The following is a 21,005-nucleotide window of genomic DNA, read 5'->3' on the forward strand; positions in this document are numbered from 1 at the left end:
TGCTCGGCAATTTGTTGGGATAAAAAAGCAGCCATTCAGGCTGCTATTTTTAGAAGATTTCAGGTTTATTCTGCTTCGATAATGTCATAATCATGGGTAATTTCAACGCCGCCATCCGAAAGCATTTTGCTGGCAGAGCAATACTTTTCTGCAGAAAGTTCTACGGCTTTTGCCACCTGTTTCTCTTTAATGGCTTTGCCTGTCACGACAAAATGTAAGTGAATTTTCGTGAAAACTGCCGGAATTGTATCCGCACGTTCAGCCTTTAACTCACAACGTACATCGCTAATATCCTGACGGGCTTTCTTCAAAATGGTCACAATATCAAAAGATGCACAGCCACCCAGACCGGTTAAAAGCAGTTCCATTGGACGGGGACCACGGTTTTCACCACCATATTCCGCTGAACCATCCATAATGATGGTATGACCACTTTGAGTTTTTGCTTCAAAAGCAACATTCTCTAACCAATGAACGCTTGTTTGCATTGCAACTACCTAAAAAAAGCTATAAATTTGTCAAGTAACTGTACACTAACATAAATTGGGTTGATACGGAATTTCAATCCCACTGTGTGACAAGTTCACATTAGGTCTTGTGCGATCTATACATTATCCATATTCGGAACCGTAAGCATGACTTCAAACTTTTCACAATTGAGCACAGATGCGCTTTCTCCGGGGCAATTACCAGAATCCGTGAAAGCACTGTTAAAACGTGCATATATTAATCGTTATCCAAAACGTACTACGATCATTGATGCAGGATCAGAATCTAAATCTTTGTATTTGATTTTGAAGGGGTCTGTATCCATCATTCTTCGTGAAGATGATGATCGTGAGATTGTCGTGGCATATTTAAATCCAGGTGACTTTTTTGGGGAAATGGGTTTATTTGAGGTAAATCCACAACGTACTGCAGAAGTTCGTACACGTGATGTGTGTGAAATTGCTGAAATCACCTATGAAAATTTTCATGAAATCAGCAAGCAATATCCTGATCTGAGCTATGCGGTATTTGCTCAGCTGGTACGCCGTCTGAAAAATACCACACGTAAAGTGACTGATCTGGCATTCATTGATGTTTCAGGCCGTATTGCACGTTGCCTGATCGACTTGTCTTCTCAGCCTGAGGCGATGATTTTACCAAATGGCCGTCAGATTCGTATTACCCGTCAGGAAATTGGCCGTATTGTCGGTTGTTCCCGCGAAATGGTCGGCCGTGTACTGAAGACACTTGAAGAACAGGGTATGATTGAAACTGATGGTAAAGCCATTCTGATTTTCGATGTTTCTCTGGAGGAGCCAGAAACGGTCAGTGCCGGTGAGCTCGAAGACGAATAAGTCAAAAATAAAAAAAAGCAAATCTTCTGATTTGCTTTTTTTATCCCTACTTTAAAAGCACAAATTCATTCGAACATAACAATTTGGCACAAGCTTTTTAGAAAAGATAATTTAAGTCCCCTTATCATTCCGATAGGCTATAGCGCATGTGATCGCAATAAACGACCGATAAATTTTAAGGATATTTTTTTATGCAGTTCAGACCATTGGCAGATACAGGCATTCTTTTGCCGGAAATTTGTTTGGGCACCATGACATTTGGTGAGCAAAACACACAGGAAGAGGCTTTTCAGCAACTGGATTATGCTTTGGATCAGGGACTGTATTTCTGGGATACTGCTGAAATGTACCCGGTACCGCCAAAACCTGAAACGCAAGGTGCAACCGAGCGTATGATTGGTAACTGGATTGCCTCTCGCGGTGGCCGTGACCAACTTTTTCTGGCCTCAAAAATTGCCGGTCCTTCACAAGGCGGCAGTCATATCCGGGATGGCAGAACCCGTTTCGTTGCAGATGAAATTGCATCAGCGATTGACCAGTCCTTGGCACGTCTGCAAACCGATTATATCGATTTATATCAGCTGCACTGGCCGCAACGTCCAACCAATTTCTTTGGCAAGCTGGGCTATGGTAATGTAGAAGCGGCAGAAGATCGTGCAGTAACAGGTCTGGAAGAAACCTTAACCGCTTTACATCAAGAGATTCAAAAAGGCCGCATTCGTTATATCGGCCTGTCCAATGAAACCCCATGGGGCACCATGAAATTTTTACATCTGGCTGAAAAACTTGGTTTATCTAAGTTTGTCAGTGTGCAAAATCCCTATAGCTTATTGAATCGTACTTATGAAATGGGCATGTCAGAAATTGCCAAATACGAAGGTGTAGGCCTGTTGGCTTATTCACCTTTGGCATTCGGTTATCTGACCGGTAAATTCCGTCATGGTGCGCGTCCTGCCAATGCTCGGGTTACTTTATATTCGCGCTTTAGCCGCTATAGCAATCCGGAAAGTGAATGGGCGACCGAACAATATGCACAACTGGCCGAGCAGCATGGTCTGACTTTGACGCAATTGGCTTTGGCCTTTATCAAACAGCAGTTCTTTGTAACCAGTACTATTATTGGGGCCACCAATCTGGATCAGTTAAAAGAAAATATTCAGGCCTTTGAAATCAATTTATCTGAAGACGTACTGAAAGGTATTGAAGCGATTCACTGTCAGCAGCCAAATCCGGCTCCATAATTTTTATCGTTATTTAGACGCACCCTTGATTGAGGGTGTTTTTTTATTGTTGATTACACGCTTATTTTAATGAAAAAGAGTATGGGAAAGGATCGTCAAATCCGCATAATTAAAACATCATCCATAAAAGATGCTCTTATAAAAATGAATCATGAAACTACTTTGTCCCAAACAAAAGTATGAGCGAAAGCCATACGGAAGTTGCTGAACTAATTTTTCTTTATCAGTGATAAGGCCATTAATCACCTCGAGTATTGATTCAAACTGAACAGAAACTCTCTGAAGTTCTTCATTTGGTAGAAGGGTTAGGACAGCATATGTAAGCCAATTTTGTTTTAAATTATCCCGATACAACTAAATAGCTTAATCAAGATGATGAGTTAGCGCTAGTCTTGGGGTCTCATTAAAAATTCTCTTTCGCTTACTTGAAATATGATTTGACTACACCAATATTATAATTGAAATCTGTATATTTTTTGATAATAAGTTTTTGAAAAATATACAAAAATAATTTGAAATCTGATTAATCGCACCCATATATCCATCAAGTAGAAAATTTGTTGTGAGGAATAACAAAAATGCGTTTTGAGAAATTTACCAATCGCCTGCAGCAAACCCTTTCCGATGCACAATCATTGGCCATGACTAAAGACCATAGCTCGATTGATGGGATTCATATTCTGGCCACCTTGATGGATGAAGCATCCAATGTCAGCTTGCTGCAGCAGGCCGGCGCCAATCTGCGTGAATTGCAAACCAAGCTGCAAACGGCCCTAAGTAATGCAGCAACCCTGAGCAATCCCTCCGCGGATATCAATCTCAGCCCTGAAGCGGCAAAAGTATTACATCTGGCAGACAGCTTCGCACAAAAAGCTGGAGATGAGTTTCTATCTACAGATTGGGTACTGTTGGCGCTGGCAGAAACAGGTAACACAAAAACCTTATTAAACAGTGTTGGCCTAAAGGCAGAAACCTTAGGCCAGATCATTAATCAATTTCGAGGCGATGAAAAAGTCATGAGCAATAATCATGAAGATCAGCGTGATTCACTGAATAAGTACACCATTGATTTAACTGAACGTGCTTTGGCAGGCAAGCTTGATCCTGTGATTGGCCGTGATGATGAAATCCGCCGTACCATTCAGGTTCTGTCACGCCGCACCAAAAATAACCCGGTACTGATTGGTGAGCCGGGTGTGGGTAAAACGGCAATCGTCGAAGGTCTGGCACAGCGGATTATTAATGGTGAAGTACCTGAAGGACTGAAAGGTAAACGTGTTTTATCGCTGGACCTGGGATCTTTACTGGCCGGTGCCAAATACCGTGGTGAGTTTGAAGAACGCTTAAAAGCCGTTCTGAAAGATATTGCCAAACACGAAGGCGAAATCATCTTATTCATCGATGAGCTGCATACCTTGGTGGGTGCCGGTAAGGGTGATGGTGCGATGGACGCCGGTAACATGCTGAAACCGGCGCTGGCACGTGGCGAGCTGCGCTGTGTCGGTGCGACCACACTGGATGAATATCGTCAGTATATTGAAAAAGATGCAGCGCTCGAGCGTCGTTTCCAGAAAGTCTTGGTGGATGAACCGAGTGTGGAAGACACCATTGCGATTCTGCGTGGTCTGAAAGACCGCTATGCAACGCATCACGGGGTACAGATTCTGGACTCTGCGATTATTGCTGCAGCGAAAATGTCACATCGTTATATCACCGATCGCCAGTTGCCGGATAAAGCCATCGACCTGATTGATGAAGCAGCATCACGCATTAAAATGGAACTCGATTCCAAACCAGAAGCTTTGGATAAACTGGAGCGCCGTCTGATTCAGTTAAAAATGCAGCTGGAAGCGGTGAAAAAAGATGAAGACTCAGGTGCCAAAGCTGAGATTCAATATCTGTCTGACCAGATCGCCACGGTTGAAAAAGAGTATCAGGACCTAGAAGAAATCTGGCGTGCAGACAAAGCCTTGGTTGCTGGTAATAAAGACATTCAGGTCAAACTGGATCAGGCCCGTATTGCACTGGACAAAGCGCAACGTGAAGGTGATCTGGCTGAAGCAGCACGGTATCAATATGGCGTCATTCCAGAGTTGCAAAAACAGCTGGAACGTATTGAAGCAGCTGAAGAAAGTGAAGCACCGAAACTGCTGCGTGACAAAGTCACCGACAATGAAATTGCCGAGGTGGTCAGTGCGGCCACCGGTATTCCTGTGGCGAAAATGTTGCAAGGTGAACGTGACAAACTGCTGCATATGGAAGAGTTCCTGCATAACCGTGTGGTGGGGCAAGAAGAAGCTGTGGTTGCGGTGTCGAATGCAGTGCGCCGTTCACGTGCAGGCCTATCAGATCCGAACCGTCCAAGTGGCTCCTTCCTGTTCCTGGGTCCAACGGGTGTGGGTAAAACAGAATTGACCAAAGCATTAGCCAACTTCTTGTTTGATAGTGACGATGCCATGATTCGTATTGATATGTCTGAATTCATGGAAAAACATTCGGTCAGTCGTTTGGTCGGTGCGCCTCCGGGCTATGTGGGTTATGAAGAAGGCGGGGTGCTGACGGAAGCGGTACGTCGTAAACCCTATAGCGTGATCTTGTTCGATGAAGTCGAAAAAGCGCATCCGGATGTGTTTAACATCTTGCTACAGGTGCTGGATGATGGACGTTTGACTGACTCGCAAGGCCGGGTAGTGGACTTTAAAAACAGCGTGATCGTTATGACGTCGAACCTGGGTTCACAGGATGTACGTGAACTGGGCGCTAATGCAACACGTGATGAAGTTCGTACAGTAGTGATGAATGCGGTCTCGGAACATTTCCGTCCGGAGTTTATTAACCGTATTGATGAACTGGTGGTCTTCCATGCGCTGGAAAAAGACCAGATTCGCGGTATTGCCGATATCCAGTTGAATCGCTTGCGTCAGCGCCTGGCAGAGCGTGATATGCGTCTGTCGGTAGATGATAGTGCTTTCGATCAGTTAATTGATGCCGGTTTCGATCCGCTGTATGGTGCGCGTCCGTTAAAACGTGCGATCCAGCAACGTATTGAAAATGGTCTGGCTCAAAAAATCCTTGCAGGGGAATTCCAGCCGGGTGATACGATTCTGGTCCAGGCCGAAGCGGGTGATTTAATCTTCGAGAAAATGAAACTTAGCTAATATTGCCTGTCCTTTTAATTTTCAGAAAACCTAGCTTCGGCTAGGTTTTTTGATGGCTGACAATTCAGGTCATATCAGTAAAAAAATTGCTTAAAAGTGACAGCTATTTTTAATATTTTGTGATGAATATTATGTTTAAGTGATTTATTTGCAAAACAATTATCTTTATTTTTTAAGATTAACTATAATTTATGTTCAATAAAAATAGATAAATTCTGAGCAAAAACTATGTCGAAAATAGTATGGGGTGGAATTGGTGTCGTGGTGTTGGCGGGGGCTGTAAGCACGGGTAATTTATATGCAGATAAGAGCTTGAAAGCGCATTATCAACAAAATTTAAAACCAGCGCCGAACATTAGTGTGCAATATACTGACTACGCTATGGGGGCTCTACAAGGCACGGCCAAGTGGAGCATGAGCATTGTGCCAGACGCGTGTAATGCCAAAGAAAAATTAGTATTTAATGGTCAAGACCAAATTCAGCGTACCTGGAAAGGCTATACCATTCATTCTCAACTCGATTTAGCACAAGGACAGGGCGCATATGCTGAATTTTTTCAGCAACCTTTAAAAGTGATGACGCAAGTCAACTGGTTGGGTGTATCGACCACACAATTACAAACCCCTGTCATCGAAAAAAAAGAAGCAGGTTTATATACCAGAATTGACCCTATACAGATCAAGTTTCAGGCAAAACAGAGTCAGGGACAACATAAAATTTTAAATATGAGTTTTGATGTGCCAGAACTGTCTATTCGTGATCAGTCTGGAAATACACAACTCAAGGGTGTGCATTTTAAAACCAATCAGGCCCTGAATGCGCAGTATTTAGAACCGGGTTATTTCGAGTTCAATATTGTCAAAATGCAGCGCCAGGATGCTAAGGCAGAAGGCTCAGGACAACTGAAAGACCTGAGCTGGCGTATGGATACCCAACTGCATGAGCGTACAGTAGATGTTCAATCAAAATTTAAAATTGCCGAAATGGGCTTAAATAATGTCCCTGCGATGCAAGACTTAGAACTCAATTGGGAGCTCAAAGACTTACAGCGTCAAAAAATGCAGATATTATTTGATATTCTGCAAAAGCAAAATAACTCTTGTCTGGAAGCAGGAAATTTTGAAAAAGATGCGATACAAGCCATGCTGGCGGTGATTAATGATGGCTTCAAGTTTGAATCGAAGCAGAATCAGTTAAAGTTAGGCACAGGCAGTATTCAGGCAGATTTAGTCGGAAAAGTAATGCCAGGCCATCAAACCACCTTGGAAAGCTTGGCAAAAATGTTCCCAAATCTGTTAGAAGTGCAAACCAATATCAGTTTCAATAAACAGGTAGTAAAAACCTTCACTCATCATTATATGCGTGCCGCAGGTAAAAATATGTCCGATCAAGAGCTGGAGCAAATGCTGAGTGCGATGCAAGCTAATCAGCAAATTCAGCGAGATGGTGATGTGTTTAAACTATCCATGCATTATCTGTATGGTGAAAAGAAGTTCTTAACTGCACAATAATTTGTAAGTCGCTTTTTAACAGCGAATCTAAGAAGGAAAAGCCTGTTCAACTGAACAGGCTTTTGTTTTATCGCAAGCTAATACCAGTGATTACACTTTAGGATGGCCGATTTTCCAGGCACGGTGAATCTTCTGGTTACGCTTGAAATCAGGCCCAATGGTTTCTTGAGTAATTTCTTCGACATCATAGAACGCCAGAATTTCTTCATCCATCTCGAAACCACGATAGTTGTTCGAGAAGTACAGGGTACCATCGCTGGTTAAACGGTTCATGGCGCGTTTCAGCAAGGATAGATGGTCGCGCTGTACGTCAAACGTCCCGTAGAATTTTTTCGAGTTTGAGAAAGTGGGTGGATCAATAAAGATCAGCTCATATTGCTCATGACCTTCTTTGAGCCATTCAAAACAGTCAGATGCAAAGAACTGATGTTGTTCATCGGCGTGATCTACGGTTAAACCGTTCAGCACGAAGTTTTCCTTCGACCAGTTCAAATAGGTATTGGAAAGATCGACACTGGTGGTACTTGCAGCACCACCCAAGGCAGCATGTAGGCTCGCCGTAGAGGTATAGCTGTAGAGGTTCAGGAAGTGTTTGCCTTTGGCCTCACGGGCAATACGCAAACGCATTTGACGATGATCCAGGAACAGACCGGTATCCAGATAATCGGTCAGGTTAACCAGAATCTTGGCCTTACCTTCCTGTACGATAAAACGCTTCGATGCGGTACTTTGTTTGGTGTACTGGTTTTTACCTTCCTGACGTGCGCGGGTCTTGATAAAGATCGCATCACGGCCCAGACCGGTCACAGCGCGAATGGCTTGCAGTGCCAGGTTAAAGCGTTTCTTGGCTTTTTCAGGGTCAATCGTTTTAGGTGGAGCATATTCTTGCACATGCAGGCGCTCACCATACAGATCCACCGCGACATTAAAGTCTGGTAAATCGGCATCATACAGACGTAAACAGTGTACGCCTTCTTTGACTGCCCATTTTTTCAGGGCTTGCATATTTTTGGTCAGACGGTTGGCAAACTCCATCGCACCTTCGATTGGTTCGAATTGTTGCGGCTGCCAACCTTCCAGAAACGGACGCACCACAGCCGCAGGTTTAACCGTACCAAAGCGGATATAGATCGGCAATTTACCATTCATCAAACGCAGGATTTGCGGATCATTCAAGGCCAGCACGTCAGCCTGTTCGACTTGAGAGGCAATCACCGCCGCTTTTTGATTCGGGAAATTCTTTTGCAGTAAAGCCGATAAACCAAGATATAAAGAACGGTTCTGCGCTTTATCACCGAGACGCTCACCATAAGGCGGGTTGGTTACGAAGAAGACTTTCTTGCCTTCAGCCTGAAAATCCGGCCAGTCATTTAAAGTACGCTCTTCGATCATGATATTGTCGAGAGCAGCTTCAAAACCTGCCGCGATGATATTTTGACGTGTCGCTTTTACAGCTTCCCAATCTGCATCGAAGGCATAGAATTGCGGTAATGGATTTTCCATTGCCGCTTGGTGGCGTTCAGCTGCTTCAGCTTTAATGCCCATCCAGAGTTCATGGTCATGGCCATTCCAGCCATTAAAACCGAAACGACGCACCAGACCCGGCGCACGGTCGGTCAGGATCATCAGTGATTCAATAATAAAGGTACCTGAACCACACATTGGATCGACAATGATGTCCGGATTAATCTGTTTAAGCTGACCTTTTTGCAAAATCGCAGCAGCCAGATTTTCCTTGATTGGTGCATCGGTCATAAAGTGGCGATAACCACGTTTATGTAATGAATCGCCGGACAAGTCCAGACAATAGGTATGTTCTTTCTTGCCTGCCAGAATATACATGGTAATTTCTGGCTGTTTGGTATCGATACTTGGGCGTTTACCCACAGCTTCCATGAAGGAATCTACGACACCATCTTTGGCACGCAAAGTTGCGAACTGGGTATTGACCTTGATGTCACGCTCGACATGCAAGCGAATCGCAAAGGTACTTTGTGGTGCAAAAATGAGCGACCAGTCAAAGCTGATTGCACCTTCATATAGCTCTTCTGCCACATCACGGGCATCGTGAGAAAATTCAATTTCATGGGTATGAATTGGCATGAGCACACGTGAAGCCAGACGTGACCACATACAAATCCGATAAGCATTTTCCAGACTGCCTTTAAAGATTAAACGACCGGGAAAACGCTCAATATTCTGAACACCTAAGCCTTGTAGTTCTTCTTCTAATAAGGTTTCCAGACCATCGGCACAGGTGACCCAATAATTGCTTAAACGTGGAGAGGTATTCATATAATAGAGAGACCAAAAAAGATAAATAAAAAACTGCGCCAAGTTTACCGTATTTTTATATTGAAAGCTTTTTAAATTCTCTGAAAGGCCTTGCCGTGTACGAGTGAAAAATAATATTCACATGATAAATTGATGAACTGGTACGCATTTTGCTCTATACACAGCAAATCAGGCAGTCAGTCGGAGGAGAGCGATGGCTGCCTGATTTTTCAATTTTATAATGGGGGTTAAAATGTTAGAGAATCAGTTACGCAACCATGACGCTTTTTCAGTGGCCACTTTAATTTATACACGTTTGAGACGTGTGTCAGGCCGGGTCGTGGATGCGCTTTATCTGGCAGAAAATCTGGACTATGCACGGCATGTGATTGAACTGGTAGAACAGACCCAAGATCCAGAGTTGCAGCGTTTAATCGAGCGTTTAAAACAGGTTTGGGATCTGCCTGTGGTTCGGCAGCAACAGTTTGAAAAATCTGCACATCTGCCACAGCAGGAGAAATTGGTCTCGGTTGAACCCGATCAGGACGATATTTACCGTGCACAGGTTGCACATCATTATATCGGTGCGCTGCGATAAAACGATGGGTGTGAATGTGCCAGACTGAAGCACCCATAATTTTGTACTGAAAGTCAGCAGGATGGAAAATGGTTAAATTATCTTATTGAAAAAATACATAGGAATTTCAATTTCTATTTTTATTATCGAGGTGGTTTTTGTACAAGTAGTCACATTGCCAACTACTCAGACTGGCCAATCTCTGTATAATATGTTGACTTAACGCATAAGGAATCTCTCATGCACTTGGCGGCATTGCATACACCGAGCCAGATTCAACTCAATAAAGAAGGTAATCTAAAACACTTCTTGACCATCGAAGGTCTTTCCAAAGAAACCCTGACAAAAATATTGGACACTGCGCAGTCCTTTTTTAATGACCAAAATCAGCTCATTACCAATAATTTGCTGGAAGGCAAAACGGTGATGAACCTGTTTTTCGAGAACTCTACCCGTACCCGCACTACTTTTGAAGCCGCTGCCAAGCGCCTTTCTGCCAACGTTCTGAATATCGATATTGCTCGTTCGAGTACCTCTAAAGGTGAAACCTTGCGTGACACCTTATGGAACCTTGAAGCGATGGCCGCCGATATTTTCGTGGTGCGTCATTCATCTTCAGGTGCGGCGCATTTTATTGCCAAAGATATCTGCCCAACAGTGGCGATTATTAATGCCGGTGATGGCCGTCATGCCCATCCAACCCAGGCGATGCTGGACATGCTCACCATTCGCCGGGAAACCCATAAAAAATTTGAAGAGATGTCGATTGCCATTATTGGTGATATCAAACATTCACGTGTCGCGCGTTCAGATGTAGCTGCCTTGCAAACCTTAGGCTGCGAAGATATTCGGGTGATTGCACCAAATACCTTGCTGCCATACGGTTTTGAAGAATATGGTGATGGTGTTCGTCTATTTAATAACATGGAAGATGGCATCAAAGATTGCGACGTGATCATTACCCTGCGTATTCAAAATGAGCGGATTGATTCTCCGGCACTGGCATCGCAAGCTGAATTCTACAAGATGTATGGCCTGAACAAAGAACGTTTAGCGATGGCCAAACCGGATTGTATCGTGATGCATCCGGGTCCAATGAACCGTGGGGTGGAGATTGACTCCAGTATTGCCGATGGACCGCAGTCGGTGATTCTGAATCAGGTGACCAATGGTATTGCGGTACGTATGGCGGTGTTGGCTTTGTCAATGCAAGGCCAGCTTCAGGAACAGGGTTTGATTGCAGCGATTGCGGGTTAAGGAATAAGTCATGACTATTGTAAAAATTGAAAATGTTCGTGTGCTCGATCCGATCCAAAACACTGATTCTGTTCAGACCGTGTATCTGGAAAATGGTAAGTTCGTTGCGGAAACGGCTGCTTTTTCTGAAACCATTGATGGTCAGGGCAAATGGTTGATGCCCACCATGGTCGATCTGTGTGCACGTTTACGTGAACCGGGTCAGCAACAGCACGGCACACTAAAATCTGAAGGTAAAGCAGCACGTGAAAATGGGATTTTGCACGTGTTTACGCCACCAGATTCAAAGCCGATCGTGCAGGACAATGGCGCACTGATTCATGGTCTGGTTGAGAAAGCCATGCTGGACGGTGGTATCTATCTTGAAGTGATTGGTGCTCAAACCCAAGGCTTGCAAGGCCAGCAACCTGCCAATATGGCCGGCTTGAAAAAAGGCGGATGTACTGCGGTGTCCAATGCCAGTGCGCCTTTTGCCAATGATGACGTGGTATTACGTACCCTGGAATATGCTGCAGGTTTAGATCTGACTGTGGTGTTCTATGCAGAAGAGCCGCAAATTGCCAAAGATGGCTGTGTGCATGAAGGCTTTATTGCCTCACGTCAGGGCTTGCCGATGATTCCAGCACTTGCTGAAACCGTGGCAATTGCCAAATACCTGTTAATGATTGAAGTGACCAAAGTTCGTGCGCATTTCGGTTTATTATCTTGTGGTGCGTCAGTAGAGCTAATCCGGATTGCCAAAGAAAAAGGCTTGCCTGTCACCTGTGATGTGGCCATGCACCAATTACATCTGACCGATGCCTTAATTGACGGTTTTAATTCGCTGGCACATGTACGTCCGCCATTGCGTGCTGAACAAGACAAAGAATTGCTACGCCAAGGAGTAAAATCTGGGGTGATTGATGCGATTTGTACCCATCATGAACCGCTGAGCAGCTCTGCGAAAATGGCGCCATTTGCTGAAACCCAGCCTGGCTTTAGCGCTTTTGATACTTATGTACCTTTTGGAATTCAACTGGTCAATGAAGGTTTGTTTACACCACTGGAATGGGTAGAAAAAGTGACTTTGGCTCCGGCACGTGTTGCACAAATGGCAGATCGCTGGGCAGACGAAGCGGGCTGGGTACTTGTAGATCCAGAGCTAGAATGGACGCTGAACAAAGAAAGCATCGTGTCGCAAGGTAAAAATACACCGCTGATCAATCAAAAAGTGCGAGCTAAAGTTTTAAAAACGTTCCTCGCTTAATAGATCCAGCTTTTATAAAAGTCAGCTTCGGCTGGCTTTTTTTGTTTTTGAATTCTGTGTCAGTAAAATGAGTACTCAACAAAAACAGTGAAACTTTATGATATTCATACAATTATTTACATTTTCAAAAAACTGGCATCGTTACACTGATTGAATATTAAACATTAGAAAAATCAAAAGAATGGTGACAATATGAATGTAGATCTGATGGAACGCTTAAAAAGCGATGTTACAGCGATTGTGCTACAAGGTGAAACCGAACATCTATTTGCCAAAGATCAGGCACTGAGTCAGTTCTATCCCATATTCTTAAGTATATTGCGTGCACGTCCTGCATGGATTGAAAGTTTAAGCCAGCAACTCAATCCAAAAATCCATGAACTGTTTAATGGAAATTCGGCACTCAAGCAGCAGTTTCTGGATCAACTTGATCAGAGCGCGCCACAAGATCAAATAGAGCAGACCCTGAATCGGGCCATTGTACCGACCCTCAATTTTTTACAGACCGAAGCCGGTGCTTCAAGTCCAGAAGCGATTAGTCATTTGCTGGAAACCCACGCCGACTCGATCCAGCGTGCATTACCTGTTTGGGCCGGATCAATTTTAGCGGCATTAGGTGTTTCTCCATTGGCAGGGCAGCATTTGAATCAGGCGCCTGAACTAGAACCAGAACATGCTGTTGTGGTACAGCAGCAGAAAAAAACCGGCTTTTTATGGCCGTTTATTATTTTTCTGATTCTGGCAGCTTTAATCCTGTTTTTTGTTCGTAGCTGTATGCAGGATGATGCTGAGGATTTGGCAAACCCCCAAACGACCCGTGCAGTTGCTGCAGCCCAACCCGCTTCTTTACAGTTGAGTACCGGCACTAATGGTGAAATTATCAGTTGTCAGTTACAGCTGAATAATCCCCAATATATGCAAATTTTGCAAACCGAGATTAAACAGATCTTTAATTATAATATTGGTTGTGGCGCGCTCAGCAGTGAGGTTTATCATTCGGAATTTATTGATCAGGATAGCATTCCTTCCGTTTTGAAACTGATTCAAGGCATGCCAAATGTCTCACTGGACTGGATTGGTAATCAGGTTGCTATACGTGCAGCGAGTAATGCAGAAGCAGAACGTCTGGCAACACAAATTCGTAATCTGGCCAAAAATGTCACTGTTGTGACTCAACAGCCGGTCAATAGGAGTGAGGCGATTCAGGCTGCCAATAGCGATGCAGAACAAGCATTGGCGAGTATCAAAACTGATCATGTTCAGGCCTTAGATGTTGCGACTGCACTGAATTTGCAGATTATTAATTTTGATAGCGCATCGACTGCCGTACCGGAAGTGAATAAATCGGTACTGGATCAGGCTGCTGCATTATTGCAGCGTGCACCGCATGTCATTCTTAAAGTCAAAGGACATACCGATGCGCAAGGAAGTGAGGCCGAGAATAAAGTGCTGTCTGTGCAACGCGCGCAAGCAATTGTGGGTTATCTGATTGAAAAGGGTGTTGATCCTGCTCAGTTGCAAGCTGTAGGCGTGGGAGAAGACCAGCCTGTTGAACCAAATGCAACATCTGCGGGACAGTTTCAGAACCGCCGCGTAGCTTTTGAAGTGGTTAATACTGAAACAGGTATTGTGCGTGAAGTGGATAGCGAGGGTGTTGTAGAAAAGAAAGCCAGCTGAAATAATTTTCCAGATGAAAAAGGACGAATGATTCGTCCTTTTTATATGGCTTAAATTAAGAAAAGACCGGTGGACTATAGGTCAAAGTTCGGCCGAGGAACCAGAGTAAAAACAGCACCAGCGGGATATGAAAAACCAGTTGGGTCACGGTAAAACCGATCACATCTTTGGCCTTTAACTTCAGGATGCCCAGCATCGGCAACATAAAGAAAGGATTGATCAGATTAGGCAAGGCTTCGGCAGCATTATAAATCTGCACTGACCAGCCCAGATGAACTTTCAGATCATGCGCAGCCTGCATTACATAAGGGGCTTCAATAATCCATTTACCTCCACCGGAAGGAATGAAGAAACCCAGGATTGCCGAATAGAGACCCATCACGATAGCAAAGGTTTCCTGTGAAGCAATCGAAACGAAAAATTCGGCAATATAGTGTGATAGGGACAGATCGGCAGAATTCAGCGCATTGGTCATCATAAAGGCAATGCTGCCATATAAAGGAAACTGGATCAGCACACCCGAAATTGCTGGCACAGCCTTGGAAACGGCATTGAGAAAATTCCGTGGTGTGCCATGTAGTGCGACACCCAAAATCAGGAAGATAAAGTTATAGGTATTTAAACTGGAGATGGCCAGAATAGGATTGCTTTCGGAAAATTCGTTAAACATCCATACAGCACCTAGCACCACAATCAGAATACTTAAAATAGGTGAGTTTTCCAGCCAGTCGCCCGGACGTTTTGATGAAGATTCTTCCGGTTTTCCTTCTTCAATCTGAACCGGAAAATGTTCAATGGTTTTAATATGACTGCCTTTCGGCGCTGACCAGTAGGCAATGGCAATCGAGGCAATAATTAGAACCGCCGTCATGATCATGGATTGCGGCAGGAAAATCGTTTCGGTAAATGGAATGACACCGGTCAGATTGTAAATCGGTTCAGGCAGGCTGCTTTTATTGGCCTGTAATTGTGCAGCAGAGGAACTGATGCCGAGTGCCCAGGTGGCTCCCATCCCGATAATCGCTGCTGCGGCTGCAGCGCGGTAATCCATATTAAGTTCTTTACGTTGTACCAGTGCAATCACGAGTAATGCAGTTAGAACTGTGCTCATGGCCCAGTTAATCAGGGAAATGAGCAGGCTGACTGTCGCGACCAATACAATCGCACCACGCCCTGAATGGGGCAGACATGCCATTTTTCGGATCAGAAGCTGCATTGGTTTTGAAACCGAAACCACATAACCGACCACGATCAGCATGCACATCTGCAAGGTAAAGGGAATCAGGCTCCAGAACCCGTCACCAAAGGAAATGGCAACGTCCTGTGCCGGCGCGCCAATTCCGATAGCGGCAATTGCGACAATGATGACACCGAGCAGGGCAAAAATATAAGAATCGGGAAACCATTTTTCTGACCAGTCACTGACGCGCAGGGCGAAGCGTTGTAAGATATTTTGTTCTGTTTGCATGATTAAAATTCATTTATTCTGCATTCATTTTTAAAATTAGAGTTTTCTTTGGTCGAAAAGAAACCCTTAAAATTTTTCATTTTAAGGGCCGGGAAAATCAAGCTGCTATTTTTTGTAAAGCCACACCCGTGACTTTCTGAATCTCCTCAAAACTGACCTCTGGTGCCAGCTCAACAAGTTGAATACCATCTGGAGTGACATCCAGCACACCTAAATCGGTAATGATCCGGTTGACCACAGCCTGTCCGGTAAGGGGCAGACTGCATTGCGCAACAATTTTAGGCGTGCCATCTTTGGCGCAGTGTTCCATCAACACCACGACTTTTTGTACCCCTGCGACCAGATCCATGGCACCGCCCATACCTTTGACTTTTTTGCCCGGAATCATCCAGTTGGCCAGATCGCCAGTTTCGGACACTTCCATGGCACCTAAAATGGCGATATTGACATGACCGCCACGGATCATGGCAAAGGAATCGGCACTTGAGAAAAATGAAGCACCTTTACGCGCGGTAACCGTCTGTTTACCGGCATTGATCAGGTCGGCATCCACTGTCTCCTCGGTTGGAAATTCGCCAATCCCCAGCAGGCCATTTTCCGACTGCAGCCAGACATTGATATTTTCCGGAATATAGTTCGCGACTAGCGTCGGCAGGCCAATCCCTAGATTGACGTAGAAACCATCTTCAAGCTCTTGTGCCGCGCGCTGCGCCATTTCATTACGTGTCCAAGCCATGATCAAGCCTCCGCCTTTAAAGTCATCTGTTCAATACGTTTTTCCGGTTGAGCATTCAGGACTATCCGGTTCACATAAATTCCCGGAAGATGGATTTCGTCCGGATCCAGCATGCCAATTTCGACAATCTCTTCGACTTCAGCAATGGTAATTTTGCCAGCCATGGCACAGACCGGATTAAAGTTCTGGGCGGTTTTACGGAAAATCAGGTTGCCGGCTTTATCGGCCTTATAGGCTTTAACCAGAGCAACATCAGCTGTTAAAGATTCTTCCAGAATGTAAGACTTGCCATTAAATTCACGGACATCCTTACCTTCAGCGATCACGGTTCCGACACCCGTCGCCGTATAAAAAGCCGGAATACCGGCACCGCCAGCACGTAATTTTTCTGCCAGTGTACCCTGTGGGGTCAGCTCAACTTCCAGTTCGCCATTTAAATATTGACGTTCGAATTCCTTGTTTTCACCGACATAAGAGGAGATCATTTTTTTAATCTGTTTTGTTTCCAGTAAAAGCCCTAGACCGAAGCCGTCTACACCGGCATTATTGGAAATACAGGTCAGATTTTTGGCACCAGTTTCTTTTAGGGCCGTGATCAAAGCTTCTGGAATACCACATAGGCCGAAACCACCGACAGCCAGAGTATGACCATCTTGCACCACATCCTTTAAGGCGGATTGAGCGCTGTCATAAACCTTGTTTGACATCTTGTCACCTCTATTGTTATTACAGCAGACTTAAATCTGCTGTTTATATCCTTATGGGTTGCTTAAGTTTATTTTGTTCAAGCATGATTATTGTTAAGCACAGGCTTTTTGCCAGTAGGCATTGGCATAATTGGATGGATTATTGCGCTGCAAGACTTCACTGATATTACGACTGGCCTGCATCAGTGCATCCAGCTGAATACCGGTTTCAAAGCCCATATTCGAGAGCAGGTAATACAGGTCTTCGGTCGAGACATTGCCAGATGCACCTTGGGCATAAGGACAGCCACCCAGTCCAGCAATGGAGGAGTCAAAGACCCGAATGCCTTGCAACAGTGACTGATAAATATTGGCAATCGCCATGCCGTAGGTATTATGGAAATGACCGGCCAGCACTTTGGCATCAAGTTCAGCCAAACAAGCTTCCCAGACGTATTTAACCCGGTCTGGGGTGGCCGTGCCAATGGTTTCACCCAACGACACTTCATAGCAGCCCATCTCCAGCAAACGCTGCGTGACTTTCACCACCTGCTTGGGATCAATCGCACCTTCATAAGGACAGTCCACCATACAGGAGACATAACCGCGTACCTTGATGTCATTGGCTTTGGCGGCTGACATCACATCGGCAAACTTTTCAAAGCTTTCATCAATCGAGCAATTGATATTTTTTCGGGTAAAGCTTTCGGACGCTGCGGTAAAGACCGCAACTTCCTTGCAACCCACCGCCAGCGCTGCTTCAAAGCCCTTCAGGTTTGGGGTGAGTAAACTGAACTGAATATTTGGGTCTTTGGGCAAGCCGGCAAATAGCTGATCGCTGTCTGCCATTTGTGGCACCCATTTGGCTGAAACACAGGAACCGACTTCAATCGCCTGTAAACCGGTTTTCATCAGATCCAGAATCAGATTTTTCCGGTCATCCAGGGTTAATGGCGTTTTTTCATTTTGCAGGCCATCGCGTGGCCCGACTTCTACAATTTTGACAAATTCGGTCATGCAACATCCTCCGTCAGTGGCTGGAACTCAAGCAGTTCATCACCGGCTTTGACCTGATCACCTTTCTGGAAATATGAACTGGCGATGATGCCGTCGTGTGGTGCACGAATCGAATATTCAATTTTCATGGCTTCGAGCGTCATCAAGACATCGTCTTTTTTGACCTTGTCATTGGCAGTGACCAGTACTTGCGTGATCACACCTGGCATTGGTGCAGTGAGGTTGTTTTCTGTCCCTTGATCATCATGCTGATCATAATCCGGCTTGATAGACTCGAATTTATGTGTCTGACCATTCTGGAACAGGGTAATGCCATGTTCAGTCTGGCTAAAGGCCAGTTTTTGCTGTTTGCCTGCCAGTTGTAGCGCTAAAGTATGTGTATCAATCAACTGACCTTGTAGCTGAATCTGCTGACCGTTATAAGTGGCGATAAAACCTTGATCTTGCGTACTGAACTGAACTTTAAGCATAATGCCATTGCGTTGTAATTGCACTGTATATGCATTTTGCTGATTCAGGCGCCAGAAAGTGTGCTGTTGCCAGACTGAGTTATTCGCAACTGGGTTTTGAGCTTGGCGTGATAATAATTCGATGAATGCAGCACTAACGATCAGTTCAGCATTGATCTCAGTAGAAGGCTTTAATAAGAACTCTTCTTCACGTTGAATCAGGCCGGTATCCAGATGGGCATTTTTAAACGAATCACATAGCACCAAACGGTCGAGGAATGCAATATTATTGCCCAAGCCATCCACATGGAAATGGCCCAGGGCATGATGCATTTGCGTTAAAGCAGCTTCGCGGTTTTTGCCCCAGACAATCAGTTTGGCAATCATTGGATCATAATAGGTGCTGATTTCATCACCTTCGACAATGCCACTATCCACACGTACACAGTCATTTTGCTCTGGATAGTGTAAATAGCTGATCTGGCCAATCGCAGGAATAAAGCCTTTCTCTGGTTCTTCGGCATAGACACGTGCTTCTAATGCATGCCCGTGGATCTGTAATTCATGCTGCTGTTTAGGTAAAGGCTCACCAAAAGCTACGCGCAGTTGCCATTCCACCAGATCCTGTCCGGTAATCATTTCAGTGACAGGATGTTCAACCTGAAGACGGGTGTTCATTTCCATGAAGTAAGCTGTGCCGTCTTGCTCCACGATAAACTCGACTGTACCGGCACCGACATAATTTACTGCACGCGCAGCATCGATTGCCGCCTGACGCATCGCCTCCAGTTTGTCTTCCGGCATTTTCGGTGCAGGCGCTTCTTCCAACACTTTCTGATGGCGACGCTGTACCGAGCAATCGCGTTCGAACAGATGCACATAATTGCCGTGGGTATCGCCAAAAACCTGTACTTCAATATGACGTGGCTGAATTACATAGCGTTCAATCAGAACGTCTTCATTGCCAAAACTTGAACGTGCTTCGCTTTTACATGAAGCCAGTGAACTCAGGAAATCTTCGCTGCGTTCCACTAGACGCATGCCTTTACCGCCACCGCCAGCACTGGCCTTGATCAGTACCGGATAGCCAATGCTGTCGGCCTGCTGTTTCAGAAAGTCGGCATCCTGATTGCTACCGTGATAGCCCGGGGTTAAAGGCACACCAGCTTTTTCCATCAACGCTTTAGAGGTGGCTTTGAGACCCATCGCCAAAATGGCATCGACAGGCGGGCCAATAAAGACAATATTATTGTCCTGACAGGCCAGGGCAAACTGGTCATTTTCCGACAAAAAGCCATAACCTGGGTGAATTGCTTGCGCACCGGTGTTTTTGGCCGCCTGAATAATACGTTCGATCTGTAAATAGCTTTGTGCTGCTGGAGATTCACCAATATAGATCGCTTCATCCGCCAGTTTGACATGCTGTGCCTGTGCATCGGCATCGGAGTATACGGCAACGGTGGCAATACCGAGTTTTTTTGCTGTACGAATCACACGGCAGGCAATTTCACCACGGTTGGCAATTAAAATCTTTTCAAACATCGTAGCATCCTTCTTGTTGTTATGCCGTGGTCTTGATCCAGGCCGGGCTTTGTTTGTTTAAAAATGCATTTAGTCCATTTTTCGCCTCATCTCCCTGGCGAATATAGGCAATATGCTGTGCAGTCTTGAGCAGTAAATCTTCGGTCAAAACCTGTTGGTCGACCAGTTGAATCAGTTGTTTTGAGGAATTTTGTGCAGCAGGGCCACCGAGTAACAGGGCTTCAACAATTTCATCAATTTTGCTGTCGAGCTGTTCCGGTGGAGTGACTTCATGCGCCAGTCCAATGGTTTTGGCCTGTTCCGCAGAAATTCGCTCGGCAGTCAGGAAGTAACGTGAAGCCTGACGCGCACCAATCGCACGAATCACATACGGGCTGATGGTCGAAGGCGCCAGACCTAGGCGTACTTCCGACGTCGCAAACTTGGCATCGGTACTGGCCACGCAAATATCACAAGCTGATGCCAGACCCATACCACCGCCAAAAGCAATGCCATGCACCCGGGCGATGGTTGGCTGCTTTAAAGTCGCTAGGCTTTGCAGCATTTTCGCCAGTTTTAATGCATCTGCTTCGTTGTCTGCTTGAGAAGCCTGACCGGCCTGTTTCATCCAGTTCAGATCGGCACCAGCCGAAAAGCTTTTGCCGCGCCCTGCCAGAATCACCACACGTACATCATCACGGCTATTTAAAGATTGAAAGCAGCGATACAATTCTTCAATGACCTGAGTATTAAAGGCATTGTGCAGTTCAGCGCGATTAATCCAGACAGTTGCCACTTGATTTTGCTGTTCGAGCTGTAAAAATTGATATGTCATTTTTTTCA

At 45.0% G+C, this 21,005-nt stretch carries 16 protein-coding genes; 8 read left to right on the top strand and 8 right to left on the bottom strand.

The features are described 5' to 3' along the window. Positions 1-65: 65 nt before the first annotated feature. Entirely contained in the window at positions 66-488 is a 423-nt protein-coding gene (locus FTU42_RS04845; RefSeq protein WP_180075547.1) for an OsmC family protein, read from the bottom strand. 147 nt (positions 489-635) lie between these two features. Between FTU42_RS04845 and crp the strand changes: the two genes are divergently transcribed. The 4 genes from crp (at position 636) to FTU42_RS04865 (ending at position 7,254) form a co-directional block, all read left to right on the top strand. Further along, the gene (crp, locus tag FTU42_RS04850) at positions 636-1,343 is read left to right on the top strand and encodes a cAMP-activated global transcriptional regulator CRP (RefSeq protein ID WP_005171629.1); all 708 of its coding nucleotides are present in this window, start codon (positions 636-638) and stop codon (positions 1,341-1,343) included. A 191-nt stretch (positions 1,344-1,534) separates the two neighbouring features. Further along, on the top strand, positions 1,535-2,584 hold the full coding sequence (locus FTU42_RS04855) for an NADP(H)-dependent aldo-keto reductase (RefSeq protein ID WP_180083107.1): 1,050 nt from the start codon (positions 1,535-1,537) through the stop codon (positions 2,582-2,584). 578 nt (positions 2,585-3,162) lie between these two features. Continuing rightward, positions 3,163-5,742 carry an ATP-dependent chaperone ClpB gene (gene clpB, locus FTU42_RS04860; protein ID WP_180083108.1) on the top strand — a complete coding sequence of 860 codons (2,580 nt, stop codon included), beginning with the start codon at positions 3,163-3,165 and terminating at the stop codon, positions 5,740-5,742. 228 nt (positions 5,743-5,970) lie between these two features. Beyond that, positions 5,971-7,254, top strand: a complete 1,284-nt coding sequence (locus FTU42_RS04865) for a DUF945 family protein (protein WP_180083109.1) — start codon at positions 5,971-5,973, stop codon at positions 7,252-7,254. A gap of 90 nt (positions 7,255-7,344) precedes the next feature. On the opposite strand, the gene rlmKL is transcribed toward FTU42_RS04865, so the two are convergent. Next, positions 7,345-9,549 (bottom strand): bifunctional 23S rRNA (guanine(2069)-N(7))-methyltransferase RlmK/23S rRNA (guanine(2445)-N(2))-methyltransferase RlmL, encoded by a 2,205-nt coding sequence (gene rlmKL / locus FTU42_RS04870; RefSeq protein ID WP_100329802.1) that lies wholly within the window; start codon positions 9,547-9,549, stop codon positions 7,345-7,347. 232 nt (positions 9,550-9,781) lie between these two features. Here rlmKL and FTU42_RS04875 point away from each other — a divergent pair, with 232 nt between their 5' ends. From FTU42_RS04875 to FTU42_RS04890, 4 genes are all read left to right on the top strand, one after another. Then, positions 9,782-10,126, top strand: a complete 345-nt coding sequence (locus FTU42_RS04875) for a hypothetical protein (RefSeq protein WP_005096530.1) — start codon at positions 9,782-9,784, stop codon at positions 10,124-10,126. Positions 10,127-10,345: 219 nt separating this feature from the next. Beyond that, entirely contained in the window at positions 10,346-11,362 is a 1,017-nt protein-coding gene (locus tag FTU42_RS04880) for an aspartate carbamoyltransferase catalytic subunit (RefSeq protein WP_180083110.1), read from the top strand. 10 nt (positions 11,363-11,372) lie between these two features. Further along, positions 11,373-12,608 (top strand): dihydroorotase, encoded by a 1,236-nt coding sequence (locus FTU42_RS04885; protein ID WP_180083111.1) that lies wholly within the window; start codon positions 11,373-11,375, stop codon positions 12,606-12,608. Between the two features lie 192 nt (positions 12,609-12,800). After that, on the top strand, positions 12,801-14,285 hold the full coding sequence (locus FTU42_RS04890; RefSeq protein ID WP_180083112.1) for an OmpA family protein: 1,485 nt from the start codon (positions 12,801-12,803) through the stop codon (positions 14,283-14,285). 55 nt (positions 14,286-14,340) lie between these two features. Here the strand turns inward: FTU42_RS04890 and FTU42_RS04895 are convergent, their stop codons facing one another. The 6 genes from FTU42_RS04895 to FTU42_RS04920 all read right to left on the bottom strand — a co-directional run bounded on the left by FTU42_RS04895 (position 14,341) and on the right by FTU42_RS04920 (position 20,997). Further along, positions 14,341-15,753 (bottom strand): short-chain fatty acid transporter, encoded by a 1,413-nt coding sequence (locus FTU42_RS04895; protein ID WP_180083113.1) that lies wholly within the window; start codon positions 15,751-15,753, stop codon positions 14,341-14,343. Positions 15,754-15,850: 97 nt separating this feature from the next. Continuing rightward, complete coding sequence (locus tag FTU42_RS04900) at positions 15,851-16,489, bottom strand: CoA transferase subunit B (RefSeq protein WP_180083114.1); 639 nt, start codon at positions 16,487-16,489, stop codon at positions 15,851-15,853. Between the two features lie 2 nt (positions 16,490-16,491). After that, complete coding sequence (locus tag FTU42_RS04905; RefSeq protein ID WP_180083115.1) at positions 16,492-17,196, bottom strand: CoA transferase subunit A; 705 nt, start codon at positions 17,194-17,196, stop codon at positions 16,492-16,494. Positions 17,197-17,289: 93 nt separating this feature from the next. After that, positions 17,290-18,192: a hydroxymethylglutaryl-CoA lyase gene (locus FTU42_RS04910; protein ID WP_180083116.1), complete on the bottom strand. Its 903-nt coding sequence runs from the start codon at positions 18,190-18,192 to the stop codon at positions 17,290-17,292. Next, positions 18,189-20,183, bottom strand: coding sequence for an acetyl/propionyl/methylcrotonyl-CoA carboxylase subunit alpha (locus tag FTU42_RS04915; RefSeq protein WP_180083117.1), 1,995 nt, complete (start codon positions 20,181-20,183; stop codon positions 18,189-18,191). Before FTU42_RS04915 ends, FTU42_RS04910 begins: the two co-directional genes overlap by 4 nt. Positions 20,184-20,202: 19 nt before the next feature. Beyond that, the gene (locus FTU42_RS04920) at positions 20,203-20,997 is read right to left on the bottom strand and encodes an enoyl-CoA hydratase/isomerase family protein (RefSeq protein WP_005096542.1); all 795 of its coding nucleotides are present in this window, start codon (positions 20,995-20,997) and stop codon (positions 20,203-20,205) included. Positions 20,998-21,005 lie beyond the last annotated feature (8 nt).

It is taken from the genome of Acinetobacter sp. YH12102 (assembly GCF_013419125.1).
GTDB classification, from domain to species: domain Bacteria; phylum Pseudomonadota; class Gammaproteobacteria; order Pseudomonadales; family Moraxellaceae; genus Acinetobacter; species Acinetobacter pseudolwoffii.